Source organism: Streptomyces sp. MGP-P1 (assembly GCF_057766565.1).
This window is the reverse complement of the sequence record NZ_JBYMEM010000007.1, coordinates 220001-245983: the sequence shown is the minus strand read 5'-3', so window position 1 is coordinate 245983 and position 25983 is coordinate 220001. Positions and strand designations below refer to the sequence as shown.

Here is a 25983-nt window from a genome sequence, read left to right as displayed (position 1 = left end):
CCGCTTCGAGAGATACCCGGGACCAAATTGGCCATTTTCGGCAGCCGGTCCGGAGTCGGGAGATCGCGGATCGCCCGGGTGCTGTGGCACTCCGGGCGGCGGCCGGGGGCTTCGCTGCCCCCGAGGCGTATCGCGCTGATCACGGCACCAGGCTATCGCCCTCGCACCCCGTTGCGTCATGAGCCGCTTGTGTACAAAAGAACCCCCCGAACTTTGACACTCTGGACAGTGCGCCGCGCCGTCTTGGCGAACTCCCGAAACCCGGGCAGTCTGTCCGTACCGCACGGATCCAGGCCCTCGGCACGCCACCGGGGCCACCGGCCCCGAGGAGCCCCGCCATGCCGCAGAAGATCCTCATCGTCACCGGCGACGCCGCCGAGTCGCTCGAAGTCCTCTACCCGTACCAACGGCTGCTGGAGGAGGGTTACGAGGTCGACATCGCGGCCCCCGAGCGCAAGACGCTGCGTTTCGTGGTCCACGATTTCGAGCCCGGCTTCGACACGTACACGGAGAAGCCCGGCTACACCTGGCCCGCCGACCTGTCCTTCTCCGAGGTCGATCCCGGGGCGTACATCGCCCTGGTGATCCCCGGCGGTCGCGCCCCCGAGTACCTCCGCAACAACGCCGAACTGCGGAAGATCGTCGGCGCGTTCTTCTCCGCGGACCGCCCGGTCGCCCAGATCTGCCACGGCCCCCTGATCACCGCCGCCACCGGCAGCCTCAGCGGCCGCAACGTCACGGCCTACCCGGCCCTGGAGCCGGACATGCAGAGCGCGGGCGCTACCTTCCAGGACACGGAGGCGGTCGTGGACGGCACCGTGGTCTCCTCCCGAGCCTGGCCGGACCACCCGGCCTGGATGCGGGAGTTCCTGAAGGTACTCAGGTCAACCCACCCGCACACCCCCTGAGCCCGACGGCCCGACGCGCGAGGACACCTTTTTCTGCCCGCCCGGCGCCTTCCCAACCCGTCCGGCGCCTTCCCAGCCCGTCCGGCGCTTGAGGACCGGGGTCCGGGGCAGCGCCCCGAAAAGCCCGCACCCCGCCCGCACACAGCACCGGCACCCGCACCCGCACCCGCACACCGCACCGGCCCCCCGCTACGCGGCAAACGTCTCCGCCAACGCCACCGCCTCCCCCAGGCTGTCCACCACCGGCACCCCCGCCCCCTCCAGGCTGCTCCGGCTGTGCGACCCCCCGGTGTACAGCACCGCCCGGGCCCCCACATGCGCCGCCGCCACCGCGTCGTCCAGCGCGTCCCCGATGACCACCGCGTTCTCCGGCACGATCCCGCCCATCCCGGCCAGCGCCTCGAAGTGCCGCTCCATGTGCAGCGCCTTGCTCCCGCCGGACGGCCCCGTACGCCCCTCGACGCGGACGAACCTCGGCTCGATTCCATACCCCCGCACCACCGGCACCAGCTGCTCGTGCCCGTACATGCTGAGCAGCGACTGACTGCGCCCGGCCCGCTGCCAGCGACGCAGCAACTCCTCCACGCCGGCGGTGAGCCCACAGCCCACCCGCTGCTCCGCGTAGTACCGGTGGAAGATGCCGTCCATCCGCTCCCACTCGGCCTCGGTGGGCAGCCGGCCCAGGAACCGCTCGTAGAACCGGGGTATGGGGATCGTGTACATCTCCCGGTACTGCTCCAGCGTGATCGGCGCCAGCTCGACCTCCGCGAACGCGGCGTTCGTCGCCCGGATGACGGCATGCGTGTCGTCCAGCAGCGTGCCGTTCCAGTCCCAGACCAGATGAGTGCGTGCAGTCCCCGAAGTCATAGAGAAAAAATACCCGCCGGGTACGACAACGCCGCCCCTCAGCCGATGAGCTGCGGAATCTCCTGTACGCCGAACCAGAGCAGCTCGTGGTCCTCGGCCCCGTCCACCGTGAACTGCGCGTCGTCGTCGCCGAGGTCCGCCGCCCCCAGCACCGCGGCCGCGGCGGCCACGTCCTTCTCCGCGTCGTCGGCGTCCACGTGCACCGCCGCCGCCTTGGCCAGCGGCAGCGCGGCGGCGATCCGCACCTCGCCGAGCGATGCCGCGCTCAGCCCGTGGTCGGGGTCGGCGACGGCGGCCCCGTCGGGTACGTCGACGGCCACGACGACCCGGCGGCGCACCTCGTCCGGCTTCCCCGCGATCATCCGGAGCGAGGCGGCGGCCGCCCGGTTGAGCGCCGCGTACTCCAGCTCCTCGATGTCGTCGGAGACGTACCACTCGCGCAGCCCCGGGGTCACCGCGTAGGCGGTCAGGGGCCCGGGGCCGACCTCTCCCGCACCGTGCGCCGCTGCGAGACCGGAGAGGGTCAGGGGGACGTACACGCGCATGGCAGGTCGCTTTCGTAGAGGGAAACGTCCTCAGGATACGTGGGAACGTCCCCTTTCGGGTTTCGGCAACCGGGGTCCTCCGTCCACCGCCAACGGCCTGTCACCCCCGCTGTCGCCCTTGTCCCGCAAGGGCCGACCCACGGATAGGTGAATCCGCCCGCGTCCGATCGGCGCCCGGAGGCCCCTTGCGTCGCTGACGACCCCACCCGTAGAAGATCCCCAACACAAGTTACCGTCCGGTAGATGCCGGGCCCGGTCAACGGGGGCGACGATCATGAGCACGGACAGGACGAGGCCCGCAGGCCGGCGCGACCAGAGTGGTCCCCGGTCAGTACCTCCGCAGCGGTCCCGCAGGCTGCAGCCCCACCGGCCGCAGCGGCCCCACCAGTGGTTCGCCGAGCGCCTGCTCGCGGTCCTCAGCGGCCAGCGCCCGGTGCACTGGATGCTCGGCCACACCATCGGCGAGGCCTACGACCAGCTCGCCGAGCTGGCCCCGACCACCCCGCTGGGGGCCACCCGGGGCAGCCGCCCCGTCCTCCGCCACTGCCGCGGGGCCCAGCCCGCCACCGGCGTGGTCGAGGCGTTCGCCAGCATCGCCGCGGGCGACCGGGTCCGGGCGATGGCCTTCCGCCTGGAACAAGGTCCGGACCAGCGCTGGCGCTGCGCCGCCGTGGAGCTGGGCGGCGAACGCCTCAACGCCGGCGCCCCGGGCCCCCGGTGACACAGGAGACGCGGCAGGGGCCGGACACCTCGTGGTGTCCGGCCCCTGCCGGGGTACTGCCGCCGGCGCTACTTCTTGCGACGGCGACCGCCGCCGCCACCGCTCTTCTGCGCCTTGCGGCGCTCGGCGCGCGTCATGCCGTCGGCGGAACCGGACCGGGTATCACCGGTGGCGTCGTCGTTGGCGAAGTCACCCTCGACGACACCGCCCTCGCCGTCCACCGTGGGAGCGGAGAAGTGGAGCCGGTCCGGCCGCTGCGGGGCCTCCAGGCCCTTGGCGCGGATCTGCGGGGCGGCGGCGGCGCTCTCCTTCTCCAGCGAGGTGCGCTCGGCGCCGTCCTGCACCGGAACCTCCTCGACCTGCTGCTCGACCTGGACCTCCAGGTTGAACAGGTAGCCGACGGACTCCTCCTTGATGCCCTCCATCATGGCGTTGAACATGTCGAAGCCCTCGCGCTGGTACTCGACCAGCGGGTCCTTCTGCGCCATGGCCCGCAGGCCGATGCCCTCCTGGAGGTAGTCCATCTCGTAGAGGTGCTCGCGCCACTTGCGGTCGAGCACCGAGAGGACGACGCGTCGCTCCAGCTCACGCATGATGTCGGAGCCGAGGGTGCTCTCGCGCTCCTCGTACTGCTCGTGGATGTCGTTCTTGACCGACTCGGCGATGAACTCGGCGGTGACGCCCGCCAGGTCCCCGGCCGCCTCCTCCAGCTCCTCGACGGTGACCTTCACCGGGTAGAGCTGCTTGAAGGCGCCCCACAGCCGGTCGAGGTCCCACTCCTCGGCGAAGCCCTCGGCGGTCTCCTGCCGGATGTAGTCGTCGATCGTGTCGTCCATGAAGTGCCGGATCTGGTCCTGGAGGTTCTCGCCCTCCAGAACACGGCGGCGCTCACCGTAGATGACCTCACGCTGCCGGTTGAGCACCTCGTCGTACTTCAGGACGTTCTTGCGCGTCTCGAAGTTCTGCTGCTCGACCTGCGACTGCGCGGAGGCGATGGCACGGGTGACCATCTTGTTCTCGATCGGGACGTCGTCCGGAACGTTCGCCATCGACATGACGCGCTCGACCATCTGGGCCTTGAACAGGCGCATCAGGTCGTCGCCCAGCGACAGGTAGAAACGGGACTCGCCCGGGTCGCCCTGCCGTCCGGAACGACCGCGCAGCTGGTTGTCGATACGGCGCGACTCATGGCGCTCGGTGCCGAGCACGTAGAGCCCGCCGAGGTCCTTGACCTCCTCGAACTCCGCCCTCACCGCCTGCTCGGCCTGCTCCAGCGCGGCGGGCAGCGCGGCCGCCCACTCCTCGACGTTCTCCACCGGGTCGAGGCCGCGCTGGCGCAGCTCCGCCTCGGCGAGGTCGTCCGGGTTGCCGCCGAGCTTGATGTCGGTGCCTCGGCCGGCCATGTTCGTCGCGACGGTGACGGCGCCCTTGCGGCCCGCCTGGGCGACGATCGTCGCCTCCCGGTCGTGCTGCTTGGCGTTGAGGACCTCGTGCTGGACGCCGCGCTTGGAGAGCTGCTGCGAGAGGTACTCCGACTTCTCGACCGAGGTGGTGCCGACCAGGATCGGCTGGCCCTTCTCGTGCTTCTCGGCGATGTCGTCGACGACCGCGGCGAACTTGGCGACCTCGGTGCGGTAGATCAGGTCCGACTGGTCGGCGCGGACCATCGGCCGGTTCGTCGGGATCGGCACCACGCCGAGCTTGTAGATCTGGTGGAACTCGGCGGCCTCGGTCATCGCCGTACCGGTCATGCCGGAGAGCTTGCCGTAGAGGCGGAAGAAGTTCTGCAGGGTGATCGTGGCGAGGGTCTGGTTCTCGTCCTTGATGTCCACCCCTTCCTTCGCCTCGATCGCCTGGTGCATGCCCTCGTTGTAGCGGCGGCCGGCGAGGATACGGCCGGTGTGCTCGTCGACGATCATGACTTCGCCGTCGATGACGACGTAGTCCTTGTCCTTCTTGAACAGTTCCTTGGCCTTGATGCCGTTGTTCAGATAACCGACGAGCGGGGTGTTCACCGACTCGTAGAGGTTGTCGATGCCGAGCCAGTCCTCGACCTTGGCGACACCGGCCTCGTGGATGGCCACGGTCCGCTTCTTCTCGTCGACCTCGTAGTCGCCGGTCTCCTCGATGCCCTTGAGCTGGTTGCCCGCCTCGCCCCTGGTGAGGCGCGTGACCAGCTTGGCGAAGTCGCCGTACCACTTGGTGGCCTGGTCGGCCGGGCCGGAGATGATCAGCGGCGTACGGGCCTCGTCGACGAGGATCGAGTCGACCTCGTCGACCACCGCGAAGTTGTGGCCGCGCTGGACGAGTTCGTCCTTGGACCACGCCATGTTGTCGCGGAGGTAGTCGAAGCCGAACTCGTTGTTCGTGCCGTACGTGATGTCACAGGCGTACTGCTCGCGGCGCTGGGCCGGCGTCATGTTGGAGACGATGCAGCCGACGTCCAGGCCGAGGAACTTGTGGACCCGGCCCATCATCTCGGAGTCACGCTCGGCGAGATAGTCGTTGACCGTGATCAGGTGCACGCCCTTGCCGGAGAGCGCGTTCAGATACGCGGGCAGGGTGCCGACGAGGGTCTTGCCCTCACCGGTCTTCATCTCGGCCACATAACCGAGGTGCAGGGCGGCTCCGCCCATCATCTGTACGTCGTAGTGGCGCTGTCCGAGGACGCGCTTCGCGGCCTCACGGACCGTGGCGAACGCTTCGGGAAGCAGGTCGTCCAGGCTCTCGCCGTCCGCGTACCGTTCCTTGTACTCGTCGGTGAGCGCCCGCAGCTCGGCGTCGGAGAGGTTGACGAAGTCCTCTTCGATGGAGCTGACCTGGTCCGCGATGCGGTGCAGTTTGCGCAGGATCTTGCCTTCGCCTGCACGCATGAGCTTGTTGAAGACGGACACTGAGGCTGGTCTCCTTGCCGGTCGGGCCTGGCACTGGGTCGTGTAATGGACTCTGGCGCGGGCACGGCAGGTGGGCCCCACCGCAACGGCCATCGTAAGCGAGGACACCACCGCGTCGGGAGGGCTGCCGTCGCGTGGACCTCACCGCACCCTTATAGGACAACGGTCCAAACGCACGGAAGGTGCCGGGAAGCCCCAAAAGTGCTCGCATCGAGGGTGCCGGCTCACGAGAATCGGTCCATGGAGCCGATCACTCTCACCACCGAGCGACTGCTCCTGCGGCCCTTCGGCCCGCAGGACACGTATCCGGTGCACGCCGCCTGCCAGGACCCGGACATCCAGCGCTGGACGGTGATCCCTTCCCCGTACCGCCTCACCGACGCGGAGCTGTTCACCACGAAGCTCTGCCCGGCGGGCTGGCAGGACGACTCCGCCTACGGCTTCGCCCTGGTCCTGCGGGAGACCGGGGCGCTCGTCGGTGCGCTCGGCATCGACCGCCGCAGCCTGCCGGGGACGTACGAGGTCGGCTACTGGTCCACCAAGGAGCACCGCGGCTGCGGATACGTCACCGAGGCGGTGCTCGGCTCGGCCCGCTGGGCCTTCTCCTCCCTCGGGGCGGACCGGCTGGAGTGGCGGGCCGAGATCGGCAACGTGGCCTCGCGGGCCGTCGTCCTGCGGGCGGGGTTCCGGCTGGAGGGCGACCAGCGGTCGGGGCTGCTCAACAAGGGGGTGCGGCGCGACGCCTGGACGGCCGCCCTGCTCCCGTCCGACCTGGGGTTCGCGGGCTCCCACCCGTACGTCCCCGAACGGCATGCTCCGCGGCCCGCTGGGGCCCCGAGTCCCGGACGGTGACCACGGGATCCGCGGCCGCCCATCGGGGCCGGACTGTCAGTGGCGCCGTCTAGGGTTCGACGTATGACGCCTGTGCCTCCTCCCGCAGTCGAACTCTCCGCCGACCAGGCCCGCCGCATAGCGCTGCGCGCCCAGGGCTTCCTGGGGGCTCCGGACCGCCGGGCAGGAGTGCCGGGAGTGCTGCGGCACCTCGGCGCGGTCCAGCTGGACACGATCTCGGTGCTGGCCCGCTCGCACGAGCTGATCCCCTACGCCCGGCTGGGCCCGGTGGGCCGCCGGACGGTGGAGGACGCCTACTGGTCGGGCGGCCGGACCTTCGAGTACTGGTCGCACGCGGCGTGCATCCTGCCCGTCGAGGAGTGGCCGCACTTCGCGTTCCGCCGCCGCGCCTACCGAGCCCGCCCGCACTGGGGCCACGATCTGCCGGACGGCTCGTACGGCACCGTGATCAAGCAGCTGCGCGACGAGGGCCCGCTGACGGCGACCGAGCTGGGCGGCGCGAAGAACGGCGGCGAGTGGTGGGACTGGTCGGCGTCCAAGGTCGCCGTCGAGCGGGCCCTGATGTACGGCGAGGTGGTGTGCACCGAGCGGCGCGGCTGGAAGCGGGTCTACGACCTGGCCGAGCGTGCCATTCCGGACGCCCTGCTCCACGACGACCTGAGCGACGCCGAGTGCCGGCGGCGGCTGGTGGCGCTGGCGGGCAAGTCCCTCGGCGTCGGCACCCGAGGCGACATCGCCGACTACCACCGGCTGAGGGGCGAGGAGTTCGACGCCGTGGTGGCCGACACGGGGCTGGTCCCGGTCGTGGTGGAGGGCTGGGCGAAGCCGGCCTGGGCGGACCCGGAAGCGCTGGCCAAGGAGGTCCGCGGACGCCACCGTACGACCCTGCTGTCGCCGTTCGACTCCCTGATCTGGGAGCGGGCGCGCACGGAGCGGATCTTCGGCTTCACGCATCGGCTGGAGGCCTACGTGCCCAAGCAGAAGCGGATCCACGGCTATTTCGCCATGCCGTTGCTGGCGGGCGGGAGGCTCCAGGGCCGGGTCGACCCGGCGCGCGAGGGCACCACGCTGATCGCCCGTCAGGCGTCGCTGGCCGGCCCGAAAGCGGTGACCCCGATGGCCGAGGCCCTGGTGGAGGCGGCGGCCTGGGTGGGCTGCACGGACATCCGGGTGGACCGGGTGGACGCCCCGGAGCTGCGCGAGCCGCTCAGGACGGAGATCGGCCACGCTCTCCAGCGCGCCTACCGCTGACCGGCCCCCGCGGACCGGCCCCCGCTGACCGAGGACCGGGACGGGAGCCGGAGCCGTCCGCTACCGGATCTCCAGGATCTTCTCGCGCATGGCGTAGACCACGGCTTCCATCCGGGAGTGCAGCTGCAGTTTCTCCAGGATATTGCGGACGTGGTTCTTCACCGTGTTCTCGGAAATGAACAACTCCTTGGCGATATCCCGGTTGTTCATGCCGGTCGCCACGAGTTTCAGCACTTCCAGCTCGCGTTCGGTGAGCCGGGCGCCGGAACGAGCCGCCGCTCGTCGGTGCGCTGGATCATCGATTTGAACTCGGTGAGCAGCTTCGAGGCCATGGAGGGGCTGATCTGGGACTGCCCGTCGGCGACCGCGCGAATGGCCGTGGCGACCTCGTCGGTGGAGATCTCCTTGAGGAGATAGCCGGTCGCGCCCGCCTTGATCGCCTCGTAGAGGTCGGCCTCCTCGTCACTGATCGTCAACATGATGATCTTCGCGCTGGGGGCCACCTCCTTGATGGCCGTACAGGCCTCGATGCCGCCGCGCTTGGGCATCCGGACATCCATCAGAACGATGTCGGGCAGCAGATCGGCGGCCTTGTCGACCGCCTCGGAGCCGTCCCCGGCCTCGCCGACGACCTGGATGTCCTCCTCCTGGGCAAGGACGATCTCCAGGCCCCTGCGGAAGAGCGCGTGGTCATCGACCACGAGGACCCTGATGGGCTCCTTGCGTGAAGCGCCGTCCGCCCCGCTGCCGGTGTACGCACCGGTGTCGTCGTCGGAGTCATTCGCATCGCGCACGGGCCCGAAGGTGTCCGCCATCGTTCCTCCCCCTGAAGGCCACGGCCTGAAGTGTCGTTCGTTCGCCAACGGCACTTCACAGAACACCGATTGGCTCGGGCCGCCATGATTCCATGCCCGGCCGCCGGCACGGTGGTGCTGCGCCCGTGCGGGGGTGCCCCCGGTGGCGCGAAAACGCCCCGGGGGCACCCCGCCGCTGTGGCCTCAGCCGCCGAGCGCACCGCCCGCGCCGCCTGCCTCGTCCGCGGCGAGCGGGTCGGTCCTCAGGTGGATGACGCCGTAGTCGTAGGCGTGCCGTCGGTAGACGACACTGGGCTCCTTCGTCTCTGAGTCGACGAACAAGTAGAAGTCGTGGCCGACCAGTTCCATCTCGTAGAGCGCCTGGTCGAGCGACATCGGTGCGGCGGTGTGGGTCTTCTCGCGCATCACGAGCGGCCCGTCGCCCTGCACTTCGAGCGAGCCGATCTTCGTGGTGGGGACGGGCTCCGACGGCTGGTCGCCGACCAGTTCACCGTCCTCGTCGAACGAAGCGACGCCGGGGACCACGTCCCCGACCTCGGCAGCCGACAGACGGCCGTTGCCTCGGCGGCTGTAGCGCTTGTCGTGCTGCTTGCGCAGCCGGGCCTCCAGCTTTCCGGTGGCCAGGTCGAGCGCTGCGTAAGGGTCGCCTGCCGCCGCCTCCGCCCGGATGACCGGTCCCCGGGAGCGGAGCGTGATCTCCACCCGGTCGGAGCGGTCGGCCTGACGGGGATTCGGCTCCTTGGACACCTCGACGTCGAGGCTGATCACCTTGCCGTCGAACTTCTGGATCTTGTCCAGCTTCAGCTTCTCGGCCACGTGCTTGCGGAACCGCTCGGGTACCTCGGTCTTGCGGCCCTTGACGACGATGTCCACGCAGAACTCCGTTCCCGGATCGCTCCGCTCAGCGGCGGAGCATCTCCCTTTTGCACCAGGCCCCGGAGATCACCAGGGCCTCGGACTCGGTGGCTTTCGCCTCCTCCTCCCCCGTCGGAAGGGTCGCAACCCCACCGACTTGCGGGCTTCTCCTACCGGTGGGTTACCTGCCCGAAACCTGGTGGTGCATTCATCGAGGTCCGGCATTCACCGTCCCTCACAACCGAACATAGCCTGCGCACCAGGGTCTCGGCACCCGCTACTGGCACGTACCTCCGTTCAGGGGGTATTGCCCTCTCATTACCTGCAACGATGCGGGTTCTCGGTCAGTTCCGGTTTATTTCGAAGGCCGAGGGAGAAGCTGCGACGACCGCCGCCCGGCACACTCCGTGCACGAAGGGCTCCCGACCGGCGCCGCGCGCCTCGCCGACGGCCCGTGCAGCCTCCGCCAGCGTCGATCCCGTCGTCAACAGATCGTCGACCAGGATCACCCGGCCGTGCCGGAGAGGTCCCGGCCCGAGGAGTCCGTGCCGGAGGAGCCGCCCTCCCCCTGCCGTGAGCTCCAGCGCGCCGGCCAGATTCGCCCGCCGCTGCCGCGCCCCGAGACCGGCCTGGTCGGCGACCGCGCGCCGCTGCCGCAGCAGCGGAAGCACCTCGGTCGGCAGTCCCTCCCGCCGCAGGTTCCGCGCGGCCGCTTGGGCGATCCTGCGCACCGGGTCATGGCCACGCGCCGCGGTCGAGGAGCGCGCGGAGGGCACCGGGACCAGCAGCAGGGGGCCCGCACCGCCCGGCCGCCCCGCCCAGGCCCGTACACAACCCGCCAGGGCCCGGCCGAGCGCCCCGGCCAACCCCAGCGCACCCCGCTCCTTGTGGGCCAGCAGAACCGCGCGTACGGCGTTCTCGTACGGCGCGGCCGCGTACACCAGCGGAAGCCCCGGGGGTCGCGGCGAGGGCCGGACCGGGCGGGCGGGCGCACCGTGCAGCGCGGCCCCGCAGGCGGTGCACAGCTCGGTGCGCGGCCTGCCGCAGCCGGCGCAGGCCACCGGCAGAAGCAGACCCGACAGTTCCTGCCACGCGTTCCGCATGGCCCCACTGTGCCGGGGCCGCCGGGACCGGGCCACCCCTGTGGAAAACCCCGGGCGCCCGGCGGATCGCGGTCTGCTGCCGGATCAGCCGGGATAGACCAACGACGTGCCTTGTTGGAGAACCGTCTGCCAGTTGTCCCCGGGCGAGAGCTTCACTATGCCGTCGCCGACGGTCTCCGCCATCAGCGGAAGCAGTTCGTCGTCCGCCGCGGCGACCGACTGGACCTGGTTCACCCCGGGCAACGACCCCGAGGCCGACGTGGAGCCGTCCGCCTGCACGTAACGCACCTGCTGGACACCGCCCTCCTCCTTGCCGACGACGACCAGCCGGCTGCGTCCGGACCAGGAGATGGCCGTCACGTCCGTGAGCTGCGGTGCGGCCTGCCGCAGGTCCTCGACGGAGGTGTCGGGCGTCACGGAGGACCCCCGACGCTCGACCCGGCCGATGTTCAGCGTCGTACGGCCGTCCTTTCTCAGCAGCAGAGCGATCCGCACCCCGTCCGCGGACATCCGCAGCTCCTCGATGCGGGCGCCGTCGAGACCCGGCACCCGGACCTCCTGCGGATCGCCCGCGCCCCCGGTCAGCCGCAGCAGCCTGGGGCCGGCCGGATCGCGGTCGGCGACCCACAGGTCGCCGCGGCCGTCCCAGCTCGGCGACGACAGCCGGTCGGCGGCCTTCTTCGCCTTGCTGCTGACGAGGGGGGCGGTCAGTTCCGTGCTCTCCGTCTCCAGGGAGGACACGTAAAGGTGCTGCCCGTGGGAGGAGACCGCGGCGGCCCGTCGTTCGTCCCGGGCCACCCCGACGGCGCTCATCGGCACGACGCCCGCGCCGAGCGGACCGGTCACGGGCTCGGGCGTTCCGGTGCCGTCGATGGCGCCGGGGATCCGCTCCACCTGACCCTTGTCGTTGATGAAGTACTGGCTGTCGGCCTCGTCGGAGCCGTTGTCGGCGGAGAAATCCGGCGCGTCGTCGGCGTCCAGTCCGCAGAGCTGGGCGCCGTCGCCGCCCTCCAGCTCCACCCGCTCGACCCGTGCCGGGGTCAGGTCCCCGAGCGTGAACAGCACCTGCGCGGCCATCATCCGGCAGGCGCTGGGGCTCGCCTTGTCGGCCTTGTGGTTGAGCGGCACCTTCAGGACGTTCTGATCGTCCGACGGCAGCGCGATGGTGCCCTTGCGCAGGGCGGTGCCCGTCGGGAACCGGGAGTCGACCACGGGCCGCAGCCAGTTCGTCGGACCGGCGAGCAGCGTCCTGACGGTCTGCGTGGCGGTGTCCATGCGCGTGACCGGGTCCGCACGGTTGCGTACGTAGACGGGGTCCGCGACGAGTGTCGACCGACCGCTCGTACGCCCGGTGGCGAAGTAGTACTTGTTCACGGAGCGGTAGAGGCGTTTGAAGTCGGACTGCCCGAGGACCAGGCCGTCCGGCACGACGTCGATGCGCCACTCCTGCTTCCCGTCCGGCCCCTTCTCCTGCACCAGGTGCAGGGTCTGTGCGTAGTCGCTGGGCGCGAGGGGACGGTAGGAACTCTGGGCGTCGACCGCCGCCACCTTCTCGCCGGTCAACGTGTAGGTCGTCGCCTTGTCCCGGGTGGCCCGGTTGGCCTCGTCGTGGAGCAGGGGACCACTGCGGTTGGGGGCTTGGGCGAGCACCGTGATGCCCCCGCCCGGCTGCCAGGTGCGCCGGGCGTCGGCGCTCAGGTACTTCCGGGTGGTCGCGAACGCCGGATCGTCACTGGTCATCGACTCCAGGAAGCCGTCGACGATCTCGCTGGGCGCCGCGCCTTCCCGGGGTGCCACCGCGTACACCTGCACCTGGGAGTCCCCGGGCTGTGAGGCGTCGACCGCCTTGACGTCCCCGGTCACCGGCATCGAGCCGCACCCGGCCAGCACGACGACACCGCAGCCCACCAGCGCGACCATCCGCACCGCCCGTCCTCGGCCGCCCGGACCGCGGTCAGTACCCACGAGTGGTGTCCTCCTGGTCGGAATCGAGTACGCCGTTGCCCGAACGCCCACCGGGGCGCTCCTGGGCCGGTCGCGCCACCACACGTGCCCCGTTGCCGGGCAGCGCGGCGGGGTGCACCGACGAGGGAGCGCCGTTGCGGACCGCGGGGCCCCGACCGGGCACGGGCAGCGTCGAACGCTCGCCGGCCCCGGGCTGGGGCGGCACGGACATCAGCCGGTGGTCGTCCGACGCGCCCGCTCCGGCCTCGTCGCGTTCCCGGTTGCCGCGGTTGCGCCGCGAGTCCTCGGGCTCCAGCGGTATCGGCGAACCTCGCAGGGGCTCGTCCGCCGTACGCGGCAGGGTCAGCCTGAACTGGGAGCCGCCGCCCGGCTCCCCCCAGGCCTGCAGCCAGCCGCCGTGCAGCCGGGCGTCCTCCACGGCGATCGACAGACCGAGCCCCGTCCCGCCGGTCGTCCGGGCCCGCGCCGGGTCCGCACGCCAGAACCGGTTGAAGACCCGGGTCGCCTCGCCCGGCTTGAGCCCGACCCCGTAGTCCCGGACGGCCACGGCGACCGCGCCCTGCGCCACGCCCATCCGCACCACGACGTCCCGGCCCTCGCCGTGCTCGACGGCGTTGACCACGAGGTTGCGCAGGACGCGTTCGACACGGCGTGCGTCAGCCTCGGCTATCACCGGCTGGTCGTCGCCGACGACCAGGATCCGGGTGCCCTTGCGCTCCGCGAGCGGTTCGGCGCCACCGATCACCCGGTGCACCACGGTCCGCAGATCTACCGGCTCGGCCTCCAGGGCCGCGGCGCCCGCGTCGAACCGGCTGATCTCCAGCAGATCGGCGAGCAGCGACTCGAACCGGTCGAGCTGGTCGCCGAGCAGCTCGGCGGAGCGCGCGGTGACGGGGTCGAAGTCGGCACGCGCCTCGTGGATGACGTCGGCGGCCATCCTGACGGTCGTGAGGGGGGTCCGCAGCTCGTGCGATACGTCGGAGACGAAGCGCCGCTGCATCCGGGAGAGCTCCTCCAGCTGCTGGATCTTCAGCTGGAGGTTCTGGGCCATCTTGTTGAAGGCCTCGCCGAGCCGGGCGATGTCGTCCTCACCGGTGACCTTCATCCGTTCCTGGAGCTTGCCGGCGGAGAGTCGCTCGGCGATGCCGGCGGCCATCCGCACCGGCGTGACGACCTGCCGCACCACGAACCAGGCGATGGCCCCGAGCAGCACGACGACGAACAGTCCGGCGGTCGCCAGGGTCGTCTTGACCAGTGTCAGGGACTTCTCCTCCTGCGTGAGCGGGAAGAGGTAGTACAGCTCATAGGGCTGCTGATCGATGTCGTAGAGCCGCTTGCCGACGACGAGGCCGGGCTGCGCCTCACTGCCGTAGGAGTACCGGATCTGGGAGTACGTCTGGAACGCGCCCTGCCCCTCGCTCACCTTCTGCCGCAGGCGCTCAGGGACGCTGGACGCCTCGACGCTGCCGGAACCGCGCGCGGCACGGCTGCTCGCGCCCTCGGCCACCGAGTCGACGCTGAGCGCCACCACGTTGAAGGCGTTCTTGCCTCCGCTGGCGAGTTGGTCGACGAGCTCGGTGCGCCAGGAGGTGCTGCCGGTCATGCCGTCGGTGCGCTCGCTCCCCTGGCCGTCGGGGGCGAGGGGGACGTTGGCCTTTTCCTGGGCCGCGGCGAAACCGCCGACGGCCTGGGTCTGGGCGGCCTTGCCCTTGGCGTCGAGCAGGCCGTTGCGCACCTGGCCGATGACGACGAAGCCGAGCAGCAGCACGACGCCGATCGACATCAGCAGGGTGCCCGCGACGACGCGGAGCTGCAGATTGCGCCGCCACAACCGGACGGCGGGCAGCAACGGGCGGCGTACCCACCGCATCAGCAACCGCGGTACGGGCCCGCCGGGCGTCCGGTCCTCGAACAGCCGGCCGCCCTGCAGGAAACGGCTCATACGTGACGCCTTCCGTCCCGGGCCGGCAGCCCGCTCCGTACGGACTCCCGGCTCGCCGGGCCCCGGAGCAGCGCTGCCTCGGGGCATCTCAGCTCGGTCCGGCCTTGTAGCCGACGCCTCGGACCGTCACGACGATCTCCGGCCGTTCCGGGTCCTTCTCGACCTTGGAACGCAGACGCTGGACATGCACATTCACCAGGCGGGTGTCGGCCGCGTGGCGGTAACCCCACACCTGTTCCAGCAGGACCTCACGGGTGAAGACCTGCCACGGCTTGCGGGCGAGCGCGACCAGCAAGTCGAACTCCAGCGGGGTCAGGGCGATGGACTGCCCCTCCCGCTTCACGGAGTGGCCTGCCACGTCGATGACCAGGTCACCGATGGTCAGCTGTTCCGGCGCGGGCTCTTCGGACCGCCGCAGACGTGCCCTGATCCGGGCAACCAACTCCTTAGGTTTGAACGGCTTGACGATGTAGTCGTCGGCCCCTGATTCCAGGCCCACCACCACATCGACGGTGTCGCTCTTGGCAGTGAGCATGACGATCGGCACACCGGACTCGGCCCTGATCAGCCTGCACACCTCGATGCCGTCCCTTCCGGGCAGCATGAGGTCGAGCAGCACCAGGTCCGGCTTGGCCTCACGAAATGCGGCCAGTGCCTTGTCGCCGTCCGCTACGAACGACGGCTCGAAACCTTCTCCACGCAGCACAATCCCGAGCATCTCGGCCAGTGCGGTGTCGTCGTCGACGACAAGGACGCGTCCCTTCATAATCGACATCATCCCATTAGCTAATCGTTACCTGCGATGACCTGGCACACAGCTCTGCCAGTCCGGCCCCCGTGACCGGCGAAACAGCGCCCTCCTCGGTGACGATCGCCGTGATCAGTTCCGGGGGTGTGACGTCGAAGGCCGGGTTGTACGCCGGGGCCCCGAGGGGTGCGACGACCATCCCTCCTCCGCCGTCGGCCGATACACCCTGCCACGATGTGAGCTCTGTCACTTCGCGCCCGGGGCGCTGCTCGACGATGATCGATGTGCCGTCCGGGGTCTCCAGATCCACGGTCGTCGTCGGCGCCACCACGATGAAGGGCACGTGGTGGTACTTCGCGAGCACGGCCAGCGGATAGCTCCCCACCTTGTTCGCCACCGAACCGTCGGCGGCGATGCGGTCCGCCCCTATGAGCACCGCATCGACCTCTCCGGCCGCGAACAGGGACCCCGCCGCACTGTCCGTGAGCAGGCTGTACGCCAGACCGTTGCGCGCGGCCTCGTACGCGGTCAGCCGGGCCCCCTGGAGCAGCGGTCGCGTCTCGTCCACCCACAGCCGTCGCAACCGGCCCTTCCGGTGCACCCGCAACGCCACGGCCAGCGCCGTCCCCTCGCCCCCGGAGACCAGCGCCCCGGTGTTGCAGTGGGTCAGCAGCTGGTACCCGCGGCCCGGCATCAGCTCCTCCAGCAATGCCTCGCCGTACTCCGCCATACGCCCGCTGGCCTGGGCATCCTCCCGGTGCAGGGCCCGCGCCGCGGCCAGCGCCGCCGCGGCGGCCGCCTCGTCGCCCGCCCCCTCGCCGACGGCCTCCCCATAGGCGGCCGCCACCCGCCGGACCCCGTAGCCGAGGTTCACCGCGGTGGGCCGCGCCCGCTCCAGCAGACCGGCCGCCTCCGCCACGTCGTAGCCCCGCGCCGCCGCGAGCGCCACCCCATACCCCCCGGCGATCCCGAGCAGCGGGGCCCCTCGCACCGCCAGAGTCTGGATCGCCCGCACCAGCGCGGGCGGGTCGGTGCACACCAGCTCGACCTCCTCGGCGGGCAGCCGCGTCTGGTCGAGAAGCACCAGCACGGGACCCTCCGGGGGCTCGTCCCAGCGGAGTACGGAAAGCGCGGGGGGCTCGAAGCCCGCCGCCGATTGCGCGTCCTGATCAGCCATCCGTCCAGTCTGCCCGGTGAGCCGCCCGTACCTGAAGGCACCGAGGAGGCAGAGCGGCTGGTCCACCCCGGACCCACGCGTGGCACGATGGCTGCCAACCTGCCGCCCCGATGAGCGGTCAGGACGGTGAAGGAGCGAGAATGAACGACTCTCCGGGCTGGGCGTCGCCCGGATCTGCCCCCTCCGACGGCAAGGAGACGGCGATTCCCCGCCCCTCCGAACCTCAGGACGGAAGCGGCCCGACGGGACAGTGGTCCCCCGAGCAGCCGCCCCCCGGGCAGTGGTCCCCACCGAGCAACGCCGACAGCCGTCCCGGAGCGCGGCCTCCCGCCCCCGGCTGGGGCGGTGGCCCGCAGCCCCAGGGCTGGGCAGGACCGCCGCCGGCCGCGAAGCCCGGTGTCATCCCGCTGCGCCCCCTGAGCCTCGGCGAAATCCTCGACGGCTCCGTCTCCGCCCTGCGCGCCCACTGGCGTACCGCGCTCGGCTTCAGCCTCGCGGTCTCGGTGGTCACCCAGATCGCCGTGATCCTCATGCAGCGCTATCTGCTGCCGGAACCGACCTCCGTCGACCCGAACGCCACCGGCGCCGAGGCCCTCCGCCAGGCCACCGACTCCGCCCGGTCGACACTGGTCTCCCTGGCCCCGGCCTCGCTCGTCACGATGATCGCCACGCTTTTCACCGCGTCGATCATCACCGTGGTCATCAGCCGCTCGGTCCTGGGCCGTCCCACCACGCTCTCCGATACCTGGGCAGAGGCCCGCCCCCGGGTCCTCCCCCTGCTCGGGCTGACCTTGCTGGTCGCCCTGATCATGGCCGCGATCATGACCGTGGGCATCGGCCCCGGCCTGTTGCTGGGCTCCGAGGCGGGAGCGGCACTCGCCTTCCTCGGCTTCGCCGTCGCCTGCGTCGTGATGCTCTGGCTGAACGTCAGCTTCGCACTCGCCGCCCCCGCCCTGATGCTGGAACGACAGGGCGTCGTCGCCGCGCTGCGCAGGTCGGCGAAGCTGGTCCGCGGCGCCTGGTGGCGTACCTTCGGGATCCTCGCCCTGACCTGGCTGCTGACCTTCCTGCTGACGTTCCTCGTCTCCATCCCGTTCGGCGTCATCGCGGTGATCGCCGACGGAACCGACGTCAGCGAGTTCTTCAGCGGCACCGCCCCTTCCTTCGGCTGGCCCTTCCTCATCGTCACGGGCATCGGCGAAGTGATCGTCTCGACACTGATCTACCCCTTCGTCGCCGGCGTGATGGCCCTCCTCTACGTGGACCAGCGCATCCGCCGCGAAGCACTGGACCTCGACCTCGCACGGGCCGCGGGTCTGCCCGGCTACGGCGCCGACACCCCCAGGAGCTGATGCGGTGTCGGGGGCGGGGGGCATCACCACAGCAGGGCGGGACACGGCAGCCGGCGACATACCCGTGGACACTCCGCGTCTCCCCGCACGGGAGGCGGCGGAGAGCGAGCTGTCCAAGCCGATGTACCACGAGAACGACCCGAACTTCCTTCAGCGCGCCCTGAACCAGTTCTGGGACTGGGTCGCCGGGGTGTTCGACGCCGCCGCGGGCGCCGCCCCCGGCGGCCCGGCCGGGGTCGTGGTCCTGGTCGTCCTCGTCATCGGCCTTGCCGGCGCCCTCTGGTGGCGGCTCGGCACCCCACAACGCTCCTCCCGGAGCCCGGACGCTCTCTTCGACGGCGAAGGCCCCCGCAGCGCGGCCCAGCACCGCGCCACCGCCGAGGCACACGCCACGGCTCTGCGCTGGACCGAGGCCGTCCAGGAACGCATGCGTGCCATCGTCCGGTCCCTCGAGGAGCGTGCCGTGCTCGATCCACGCCCCGGCCGCACAGCGGACGAAGCCGCAGCCGAAGCCGGCCGGGCCCTGCCCGAGCACAGGGCCCGGCTGCGCGCCGCCGCCCGGGCCTTCGACGACGTGACGTACGGGGGCCGCACCGCGGACCAGCCGACATACCTGTCCCTGCGCACCCTCGACCTCGAACTCGACGAGGCAAAGCCGCTGCTGCCGGGAACCTCCCGAGGAGCCGCCGGATGACCACGGCGACCACCGCTTCCCCCACCTCGACAGCGCCCACCCCCGGCCAGGTCTGGACCCGTGCCCGAGGCATCCTGGCCGTCGTCCTCATCCTCGTCGTCGCCGGCATCACGTTCGCCGTCGTACGTTCCGGAACGAACCACGGACAGCTCGACCCCCGCTCGACGGACCCCAAGGGAAGCCGCGCCGTGGCCGAACTCCTCAAGGCTCGCGGCGTCTCCGTCACCGTCGCCACCACTCTCGACGAAGTCACCGCCGCGACCGGCCCCGACACCACCCTCCTCGTCGCCGGCCCCAATCTCCTGACCCGGTCGCAGCAGCTCCGACTGGACGCGGCGGCCTCCGCCTCCGCAGGGCGCACCCTGCTGATCGCCCCGGGGCCGGGAGCCACGCCTCGACTCGCCCCCGGCGTCCACGCCGCGCCGCACCAGGCCGTCACTGCTCTCGCCCCGTCCTGCGAGCTCCCCGCTGCCCGACTGGCCGGAACAGCGGACATGGGCGGCACCCGGTACACGACGCAGGACCCCCGAGCCGTCACCTGCTACCCGGCCGCAGGCCTCCCCAGCCTGGTCGTCCTCGCGACCGGAGAGGGCGGCGACACCGTCGTCCTCGGCTCCCCCGACCTCCTTCACAACGAGCGTCTCGACAAACAGGGCAACGCCTCGCTCGCCCTGCAACTCCTCGGCTCCCGCCCCCATCTCGTCTGGTACCTCCCCTCTCTCACAGATCCATCCGCGACGACCGACGACTCCACCGGCAACGGAACCGAAGCCCCATCCGAGGACGGAGCGAGGGACGACGCGTCCGACGAGAGCAGCTTCCTCGACCTCGTCCCCTCCGGCTGGCTGTGGGGAACGCTTCAACTCGCCCTTGCGGCAGTCCTCGCCGCCGTCTGGCGGGCCCGCCGACTCGGCCCCCTGGTGAAGGAACGGCTGCCGGTGGCCATCCGCGCATCCGAATCGGCCGAAGGCCGCTCGCTCCTCTACCGCAAGGCCAACGCCCGCGACCGTGCCGCCGACGCCCTCCGAGCCGCCACCCGCTCACGTATCGCACCCCTCACCGGAGTGCCCGCCCGTGATGCGCACACCTCTGGCGTCCTACTCGCCGCCGTGTCCGCGCGCATCACCACCCCGGACCACGACCTCAGCACTCTCCTCTTCGGCACGGCTCCCTCCACCGACGCCGCCCTGGTCCTCCTCGCTGATCAACTCGACGCCCTCGAAAGAGAGGTACGCACTTCATGAGCGCCCCGACCCCCGAGCCGGCCGAGCCCACGGAGCCCGCAGCGGCCCCCGTGAGGCCCGCGGAACCGGAGCCGTCCGACAACGCCCGCGCGTCCTTGGAGGCTCTGCGCTCCGAGATCGCCAAGGCCGTCGTCGGCCAGGACCCCGCCGTCACCGGACTCGTCGTCGCGCTGCTCTGCCGGGGACACGTACTCCTCGAAGGCGTACCCGGCGTGGCCAAGACGCTGCTGGTCCGCGCACTGGCCGCATCACTCGAACTCGACACGAAGCGCGTCCAGTTCACCCCCGACCTCATGCCGAGCGACGTCACGGGTTCACTGGTCTACGACGCGCGGACCGCCGAGTTCTCGTTCCAGCCCGGCCCCGTCTTCACCAACCTGCTGATCGCCGACGAGATCAACCGCACCCCTCCCAAGACCCAGTCCTCCCTCCTCGAAGCTATGGAGGAAAGGCAGGTCACCGTGGACGGGACGCCACGGCCACTGCCTGACCCCTTCCTCGTCGCCGCGACCCAGAACCCCGTCGAGTACGAAGGCACCTATCCCCTCCCCGAAGCCCAACTCGACCGCTTCCTGCTCAAGCTGACGGTTCCGCTCCCTTCGCGGCAGGACGAGATAGACGTCCTCACCCGTCACGCCGACGGCTTCAACCCGCGCGACCTCCTGGCCGCGGGAATACGGCCCGTCGCCGGGCCAGCCGATCTGGAAGCAGCACGCGAAGCCGTCGCGAAGACAACCGTCTCCCCCGAGATCGCCGGCTATGTCGTGGATATCTGCCGTGCCACGCGCGATTCCCCCTCGCTCTCCCTCGGCGTCTCCCCCCGAGGCACCACCGCCCTGCTGTCGACCGCCCGAGCCTGGGCCTGGCTGACCGGCCGGGACTATGTCACCCCGGACGATGTGAAGGCCCTGGCGCTCCCCACGCTCCGTCATCGCATCCACCTGCGGCCCGAGGCGGAAATGGAAGGAGTCACCCCCGACTCCGTCATCGCCTCAGTGCTCGCCCACGTCCCCGTACCCCGATGAGGCGGTGACCATGGCCCTCACCGGACGTACCGCGTTGCTGGCCGCCCTGGGGTCACTCCCCGTAGGCATCCTCGCTCCCAGCTGGACCGGGATGCTTGCGGTCAACGCTCCGCTCTCACTGGCAATTCTGTGCGACTATGCGCTGGCCGCGCCAGTGCGCACGCTCCGATTCACTCGATCCGGCGACACATCTGTTCGACTCGGTGACGCGGCCGAAGTGCAACTCACGGTGACCAACACCTCGCGTCGGCGCCTGCGCGCCCAGCTGCGGGACGCCTGGCCCCCCAGCAGCTGGACCTCGGGCTCCGAACATCGCGCTTCCCGCCACACACTGGCGATTCCCGCCGGGGAACGGCGACGTCTGGTCACTGTTCTGCGCCCGACCCGGCGCGGTGATCGCCAGGCCGAACGCATCACCATCCGCTCGTACGGCCCGCTGGGCCTTGCCGCACGCCAAGGCCAGCACCGGGCGCCGTGGACCGTACGAGTCCTGCCACCGTTCACCAGCCGCAAGCATCTGCCTTCCCGGCTCGCCCGACTCCGCGAACTCGACGGCCGCACCAGCGTTCTGACACGCGGTGAAGGCACGGAGTTCGACAGTCTGCGGGCCTACGTGCCGGGGGACGACACCCGCTCCATCGACTGGCGGGCCACCGCACGCCAGTCCGCCGTAGCGGTCCGGACGTGGCGTCCCGAGCGTGACCGGCACATCCTGATCGTCCTGGACACCGGCCGCACGTCAGCGGGCCGGGTAGGGGACGTTCCCCGCCTGGACGCCTCGATGGACGCCACACTCCTGCTCACCGCGCTCGCCACCCGGGCAGGCGACCGCGTAAGCCTCCTCGCCTACGACCGCCAGGTCCGAGCCCGAGTCCAAGGCCGGACGGCAACAGGCAATGTTCTGGCCACCGTCATCAACACCCTGGCCACGCTGGAACCCGAGCTCATCGAGACGGACGCCCGAGGTCTGAGCAACGCCGCCCTCACCGACGCCCCTCGCGGTTCGCTGATCGTTCTTCTCACGACGTTGGAGGCCGCCCCCATCGAGGAGGGGCTTCTCCCGGTGCTGCCTCAACTCACCCAGCGCCACACCGTTCTGCTGGCCGCGGTCTCCGACCCTCGGATTGAAGAAATGGCACACGCACGGGGAACCGTGGACTCCGTGTACGACGCGGCGGCCGCCGCGCAGGCCCAGGCCGACCGTGGCCGCACGGCCGACCGGCTCCGCCGCCACGGCGTTGTCGTCGTGGACGCCACTCCGGAGCATCTCGCCCCCACGCTTGCCGATACGTACTTGGCCCTGAAGGCCGCAGGACGTCTCTGACGGAGAGCCCAGCGCCCTGCCCTGCCGGCTCTGCGGTCGAGGAGTACCCGGGGAACTGCCTGCTCCAGCTCGCGTTCTCCTGATTCTCCTCGGCGCCGGTGCAGACCGAGTCGTGAACGCAGAAAAGCCCCGCACCAAAAGGTGCGGGGCTTTCCCGGAAAAATTGTTCGGCGGCGTCCTACTCTCCCACAGGGTCCCCCCTGCAGTACCATCGGCGCTGAAAGGCTTAGCTTCCGGGTTCGGAATGTAACCGGGCGTTTCCCTAACGCAATGACCACCGAAACACTATGAAATTGAACAGACCGGTGTAATCACAGCTGTTCGTTATTTCAGAACTAACACAGTGGACGCGAGCAACTGAGGACAAGCCCTCGGCCTATTAGTACCAGTCAGCTCCACCCGTTGCCGGGCTTCCACATCTGGCCTATCAACCCAGTCGTCTACTGGGAGCCTTAACCCTTCAAGAGGGTGGGAATACTCATCTCGAAGCAGGCTTCCCGCTTAGATGCTTTCAGCGGTTATCCTTTCCGAACGTAGCCAACCAGCCATGCCCTTGGCAGGACAACTGGCACACCAGAGGTTCGTCCGTCCCGGTCCTCTCGTACTAGGGACAGCCCTTCTCAATATTCCTGCGCGCGCAGCGGATAGGGACCGAACTGTCTCACGACGTTCTAAACCCAGCTCGCGTACCGCTTTAATGGGCGAACAGCCCAACCCTTGGGACCGACTCCAGCCCCAGGATGCGACGAGCCGACATCGAGGTGCCAAACCATCCCGTCGATATGGACTCTTGGGGAAGATCAGCCTGTTATCCCCGGGGTACCTTTTATCCGTTGAGCGACAGCGCTTCCACAAGCCACTGCCGGATCACTAGTCCCGACTTTCGTCCCTGCTCGACCCGTCGGTCTCACAGTCAAGCTCCCTTGTGCACTTACACTCAACACCTGATTGCCAACCAGGCTGAGGGAACCTTTGGGCGCCTCCGTTACTCTTTAGGAGGCAACCGCCCCAGTTAAACTACCCATCAGACACTGTCCCTGATCCGGATCACGGACCCAGGTTAGACATCCAGCACGACCAGAGTGGTATTTCAACGACGACTCCACAACCACTGGCGTGGCCGCTTCAAAGTCTCCCACCTATCCTACACAAGCCGAACCGAACACCAATATCAAACTATAGTAAAGGTCCCGGGGTCTTTCCGTCCTGCTGCGCGAAACGAGCATCTTTACTCGTAGTGCAATTTCACCGGGCCTATGGTTGAGACAGTCGAGAAGTCGTTACGCCATTCGTGCAGGTCGGAACTTACCCGACAAGGAATTTCGCTACCTTAGGATGGTTATAGTTACCACCGCCGTTTACTGGCGCTTAAGTTCTCAGCTTCGCCACCCCGAAAGGCAGCTAACCGGTCCCCTTAACGTTCCAGCACCGGGCAGGCGTCAGTCCGTATACATCGCCTTACGGCTTCGCACGGACCTGTGTTTTTAGTAAACAGTCGCTTCTCGCTGGTCTCTGCGGCCACCCCCAGCTCAAGCAGCAAGTGCTATCACCAGTGATGGCCCCCCTTCTCCCGAAGTTACGGGGGCATTTTGCCGAGTTCCTTAACCATAGTTCACCCGAACGCCTCGGTATTCTCTACCTGACCACCTGAGTCGGTTTAGGGTACGGGCCGCCATGAAACTCGCTAGAGGCTTTTCTCGACAGCATAGGATCATCCACTTCACCACAATCGGCTCGGCATCAGGTCTCACCCTTATATGTGTGACGGATTTACCTACCACACGGGCTACACCCTTACCCCGGGACAACCACCGCCCGGGCTGGACTACCTTCCTGCGTCACCCCATCGCTTACCTACTACAAGTCTGGTTCATCGGCTCCACCACTACCCTCAACTCCGAAGAGATCGGGCCGGCTTCACGGACTTAGCATCGCCTGATTCAGTACTGGGCGTTTCAAAGCGGGTACCGGAATATCAACCGGTTGTCCATCGACTACGCCTGTCGGCCTCGCCTTAGGTCCCGACTTACCCTGGGCAGATCAGCTTGACCCAGGAACCCTTAGTCAATCGGCGCACACGTTTCTCACGTGTGTATCGCTACTCATGCCTGCATTCTCACTCGTGAACCGTCCACAACTCGCTTCCGCGGCTGCTTCACCCGGCACACGACGCTCCCCTACCCATCCATACGGGCGTTGGCCCTATGTGTATGAATGACACGACTTCGGCGGTACGCTTGAGCCCCGCTACATTGTCGGCGCGGAATCACTTGACCAGTGAGCTATTACGCACTCTTTCAAGGGTGGCTGCTTCTAAGCCAACCTCCTGGTTGTCTCTGCGACTCCACATCCTTTCCCACTTAGCGTACGCTTAGGGGCCTTAGTCGATGCTCTGGGCTGTTTCCCTCTCGACCATGGAGCTTATCCCCCACAGTCTCACTGCCGCGCTCTCACTTACCGGCATTCGGAGTTTGGCTAAGGTCAGTAACCCGGTAGGGCCCATCGCCTATCCAGTGCTCTACCTCCGGCAAGAAACACACGACGCTGCACCTAAATGCATTTCGGGGAGAACCAGCTATCACGGAGTTTGATTGGCCTTTCACCCCTAACCACAGGTCATCCCCCAGGTTTTCAACCCTGGTGGGTTCGGTCCTCCACGAAGTCTTACCTCCGCTTCAACCTGCCCATGGCTAGATCACTCCGCTTCGGGTCTAGAGCGTGCAACTCAATCGCCCTATTCGGACTCGCTTTCGCTACGGCTTCCCCACACGGGTTAACCTCGCTACACACCGCTAACTCGCAGGCTCATTCTTCAAAAGGCACGCAGTCACGACTGCATGTGCAAGCACATACAGCGACGCTCCCACGGCTTGTAGGCACACGGTTTCAGGTACTATTTCACTCCGCTCCCGCGGTACTTTTCACCATTCCCTCACGGTACTATCCGCTATCGGTCACCAGGGAATATTTAGGCTTAGCGGGTGGTCCCGCCAGATTCACACGGGATTTCTCGGGCCCCGTGCTACTTGGGTGTCTCTCAAACGAGCCGTTGATGTTTCAGCTACGGGGGTCTTACCCTCTACGCCGGACCTTTCGCATGTCCTTCGCCTACATCAACGGTTTCTGACTCGTCTCACAGCCGGCAGACTATGAAAGAGAGATCCCACAACCCCGCATGCGCAACCCCTGCCGGGTATCACACACATACGGTTTGGCCTCATCCAGTTTCGCTCGCCACTACTCCCGGAATCACGGTTGTTTTCTCTTCCTGAGGGTACTGAGATGTTTCACTTCCCCTCGTTCCCTCCACACTGCCTATGTGTTCAGCAGCGGGTGACAGCCCATGACGACTGCCGGGTTTCCCCATTCGGAAACCCCCGGATCAAAGCTTGGTTGACAGCTCCCCGGGGACTATCGTGGCCTCCCACGTCCTTCATCGGTTCCTGGTGCCAAGGCATCCACCGTGCGCCCTTAAAAACTTGGCCACAGATGCTCGCGTCCACTGTGCAGTTCTCAAACAACGACCAGCCACCCATCACCCCACCCATACAGGCGAGTTCACTGGGGCCGGCAACCGAAGGACAGACTCAAACGAGCCCGTACCCTCAGACACCCAACAACGTGCCCGACACAACCGATCCACCACCACGTTCCACGCCCCGAAGAGCAGTACTAGCCGTGATCAACCTGCCGTGCCGAAT

The 25983-nt window shown here is 68.8% G+C and carries 18 protein-coding genes, 2 rRNA genes and 1 pseudogene; 9 read left to right on the top strand and 12 right to left on the bottom strand.

Annotated elements, in window-relative coordinates:
- Positions 1-338 precede the first annotated feature (338 nt).
- Positions 339-908 (top strand): DJ-1/PfpI family protein, encoded by a 570-nt coding sequence (locus tag AC3CH1_RS22835; RefSeq protein ID WP_018958401.1) that lies wholly within the window; start codon positions 339-341, stop codon positions 906-908.
- 189 nt (positions 909-1097) lie between these two features.
- Here AC3CH1_RS22835 and AC3CH1_RS22830 read toward each other — a convergent pair whose 3' ends face one another.
- Positions 1098-1775, bottom strand: coding sequence for an HAD family hydrolase (locus AC3CH1_RS22830; RefSeq protein ID WP_488464636.1), 678 nt, complete (start codon positions 1773-1775; stop codon positions 1098-1100).
- A 38-nt stretch (positions 1776-1813) separates the two neighbouring features.
- A complete protein-coding gene (locus AC3CH1_RS22825; protein ID WP_265601281.1) occupies positions 1814-2320 on the bottom strand; it encodes a DUF6912 family protein in 507 nt (168 codons plus the stop codon).
- A gap of 274 nt (positions 2321-2594) precedes the next feature.
- Between AC3CH1_RS22825 and AC3CH1_RS22820 the strand changes: the two genes are divergently transcribed.
- Positions 2595-3041: an Rv3235 family protein gene (locus tag AC3CH1_RS22820; protein ID WP_398068983.1), complete on the top strand. Its 447-nt coding sequence runs from the start codon at positions 2595-2597 to the stop codon at positions 3039-3041.
- Between the two features lie 68 nt (positions 3042-3109).
- Here the strand turns inward: AC3CH1_RS22820 and secA are convergent, their stop codons facing one another.
- Complete coding sequence (gene secA, locus AC3CH1_RS22815; protein ID WP_488464635.1) at positions 3110-5935, bottom strand: preprotein translocase subunit SecA; 2826 nt, start codon at positions 5933-5935, stop codon at positions 3110-3112.
- Positions 5936-6175: 240 nt separating this feature from the next.
- On the opposite strand from secA, the gene AC3CH1_RS22810 reads away from it, so the two are divergent.
- Positions 6176-6787 carry a GNAT family N-acetyltransferase gene (locus tag AC3CH1_RS22810; protein ID WP_488464634.1) on the top strand — a complete coding sequence of 204 codons (612 nt, stop codon included), beginning with the start codon at positions 6176-6178 and terminating at the stop codon, positions 6785-6787.
- Between the two features lie 63 nt (positions 6788-6850).
- A complete protein-coding gene (locus AC3CH1_RS22805; RefSeq protein WP_488464633.1) occupies positions 6851-8038 on the top strand; it encodes a winged helix-turn-helix domain-containing protein in 1188 nt (395 codons plus the stop codon).
- Positions 8039-8098: 60 nt separating this feature from the next.
- On the opposite strand, the pseudogene AC3CH1_RS22800 reads toward AC3CH1_RS22805, so the two are convergent.
- The 7 genes and pseudogenes from AC3CH1_RS22800 to mtnA form a co-directional block, all read right to left on the bottom strand.
- Positions 8099-8853 (bottom strand): annotated as a pseudogene (locus tag AC3CH1_RS22800) (response regulator).
- 183 nt (positions 8854-9036) lie between these two features.
- A complete protein-coding gene (gene hpf, locus AC3CH1_RS22795) occupies positions 9037-9726 on the bottom strand; it encodes a ribosome hibernation-promoting factor, HPF/YfiA family (RefSeq protein ID WP_488464632.1) in 690 nt (229 codons plus the stop codon).
- Positions 9727-10052: 326 nt separating this feature from the next.
- Complete coding sequence (locus tag AC3CH1_RS22790; RefSeq protein WP_488464631.1) at positions 10053-10811, bottom strand: ComF family protein; 759 nt, start codon at positions 10809-10811, stop codon at positions 10053-10055.
- Positions 10812-10895: 84 nt separating this feature from the next.
- Entirely contained in the window at positions 10896-12737 is a 1842-nt protein-coding gene (locus tag AC3CH1_RS22785) for an LpqB family beta-propeller domain-containing protein (RefSeq protein WP_488466708.1), read from the bottom strand.
- Positions 12738-12765: 28 nt separating this feature from the next.
- Positions 12766-14805: an MtrAB system histidine kinase MtrB gene (gene mtrB / locus AC3CH1_RS22780; RefSeq protein WP_488464630.1), complete on the bottom strand. Its 2040-nt coding sequence runs from the start codon at positions 14803-14805 to the stop codon at positions 12766-12768.
- Between the two features lies 1 nt (position 14806).
- Complete coding sequence (mtrA, locus tag AC3CH1_RS22775) at positions 14807-15496, bottom strand: two-component system response regulator MtrA (RefSeq protein WP_007448372.1); 690 nt, start codon at positions 15494-15496, stop codon at positions 14807-14809.
- Positions 15497-15500: 4 nt separating this feature from the next.
- Positions 15501-16643, bottom strand: coding sequence for an S-methyl-5-thioribose-1-phosphate isomerase (mtnA, locus tag AC3CH1_RS22770; RefSeq protein ID WP_488464629.1), 1143 nt, complete (start codon positions 16641-16643; stop codon positions 15501-15503).
- 140 nt (positions 16644-16783) lie between these two features.
- On the opposite strand from mtnA, the gene AC3CH1_RS22765 reads away from it, so the two are divergent.
- The 5 genes from AC3CH1_RS22765 to AC3CH1_RS22745 are packed head-to-tail and all read left to right on the top strand — an operon-like array spanning position 16784 to position 22282.
- Positions 16784-17995, top strand: a complete 1212-nt coding sequence (locus AC3CH1_RS22765) for a DUF7847 domain-containing protein (RefSeq protein ID WP_488464628.1) — start codon at positions 16784-16786, stop codon at positions 17993-17995.
- A 4-nt stretch (positions 17996-17999) separates the two neighbouring features.
- Positions 18000-18689: a DUF4129 domain-containing protein gene (locus AC3CH1_RS22760; RefSeq protein ID WP_488464627.1), complete on the top strand. Its 690-nt coding sequence runs from the start codon at positions 18000-18002 to the stop codon at positions 18687-18689.
- The gene (locus AC3CH1_RS22755) at positions 18686-19933 is read left to right on the top strand and encodes a DUF4350 domain-containing protein (RefSeq protein ID WP_488464626.1); all 1248 of its coding nucleotides are present in this window, start codon (positions 18686-18688) and stop codon (positions 19931-19933) included. The genes AC3CH1_RS22760 and AC3CH1_RS22755 overlap by 4 nt, the downstream gene beginning before the upstream one ends.
- Entirely contained in the window at positions 19930-20958 is a 1029-nt protein-coding gene (locus AC3CH1_RS22750; protein WP_488464625.1) for an AAA family ATPase, read from the top strand. The genes AC3CH1_RS22755 and AC3CH1_RS22750 overlap by 4 nt, the downstream gene beginning before the upstream one ends.
- Positions 20959-20968: 10 nt before the next feature.
- On the top strand, positions 20969-22282 hold the full coding sequence (locus AC3CH1_RS22745; protein WP_488464624.1) for a DUF58 domain-containing protein: 1314 nt from the start codon (positions 20969-20971) through the stop codon (positions 22280-22282).
- A 165-nt stretch (positions 22283-22447) separates the two neighbouring features.
- On the opposite strand, the gene rrf is transcribed toward AC3CH1_RS22745, so the two are convergent.
- A 5S ribosomal RNA gene (rrf, locus tag AC3CH1_RS22740) occupies positions 22448-22564 on the bottom strand.
- A 77-nt stretch (positions 22565-22641) separates the two neighbouring features.
- Positions 22642-25767, bottom strand: a 23S ribosomal RNA gene (locus AC3CH1_RS22735).
- Between the last annotated feature and the right edge of the window lie 216 nt (positions 25768-25983).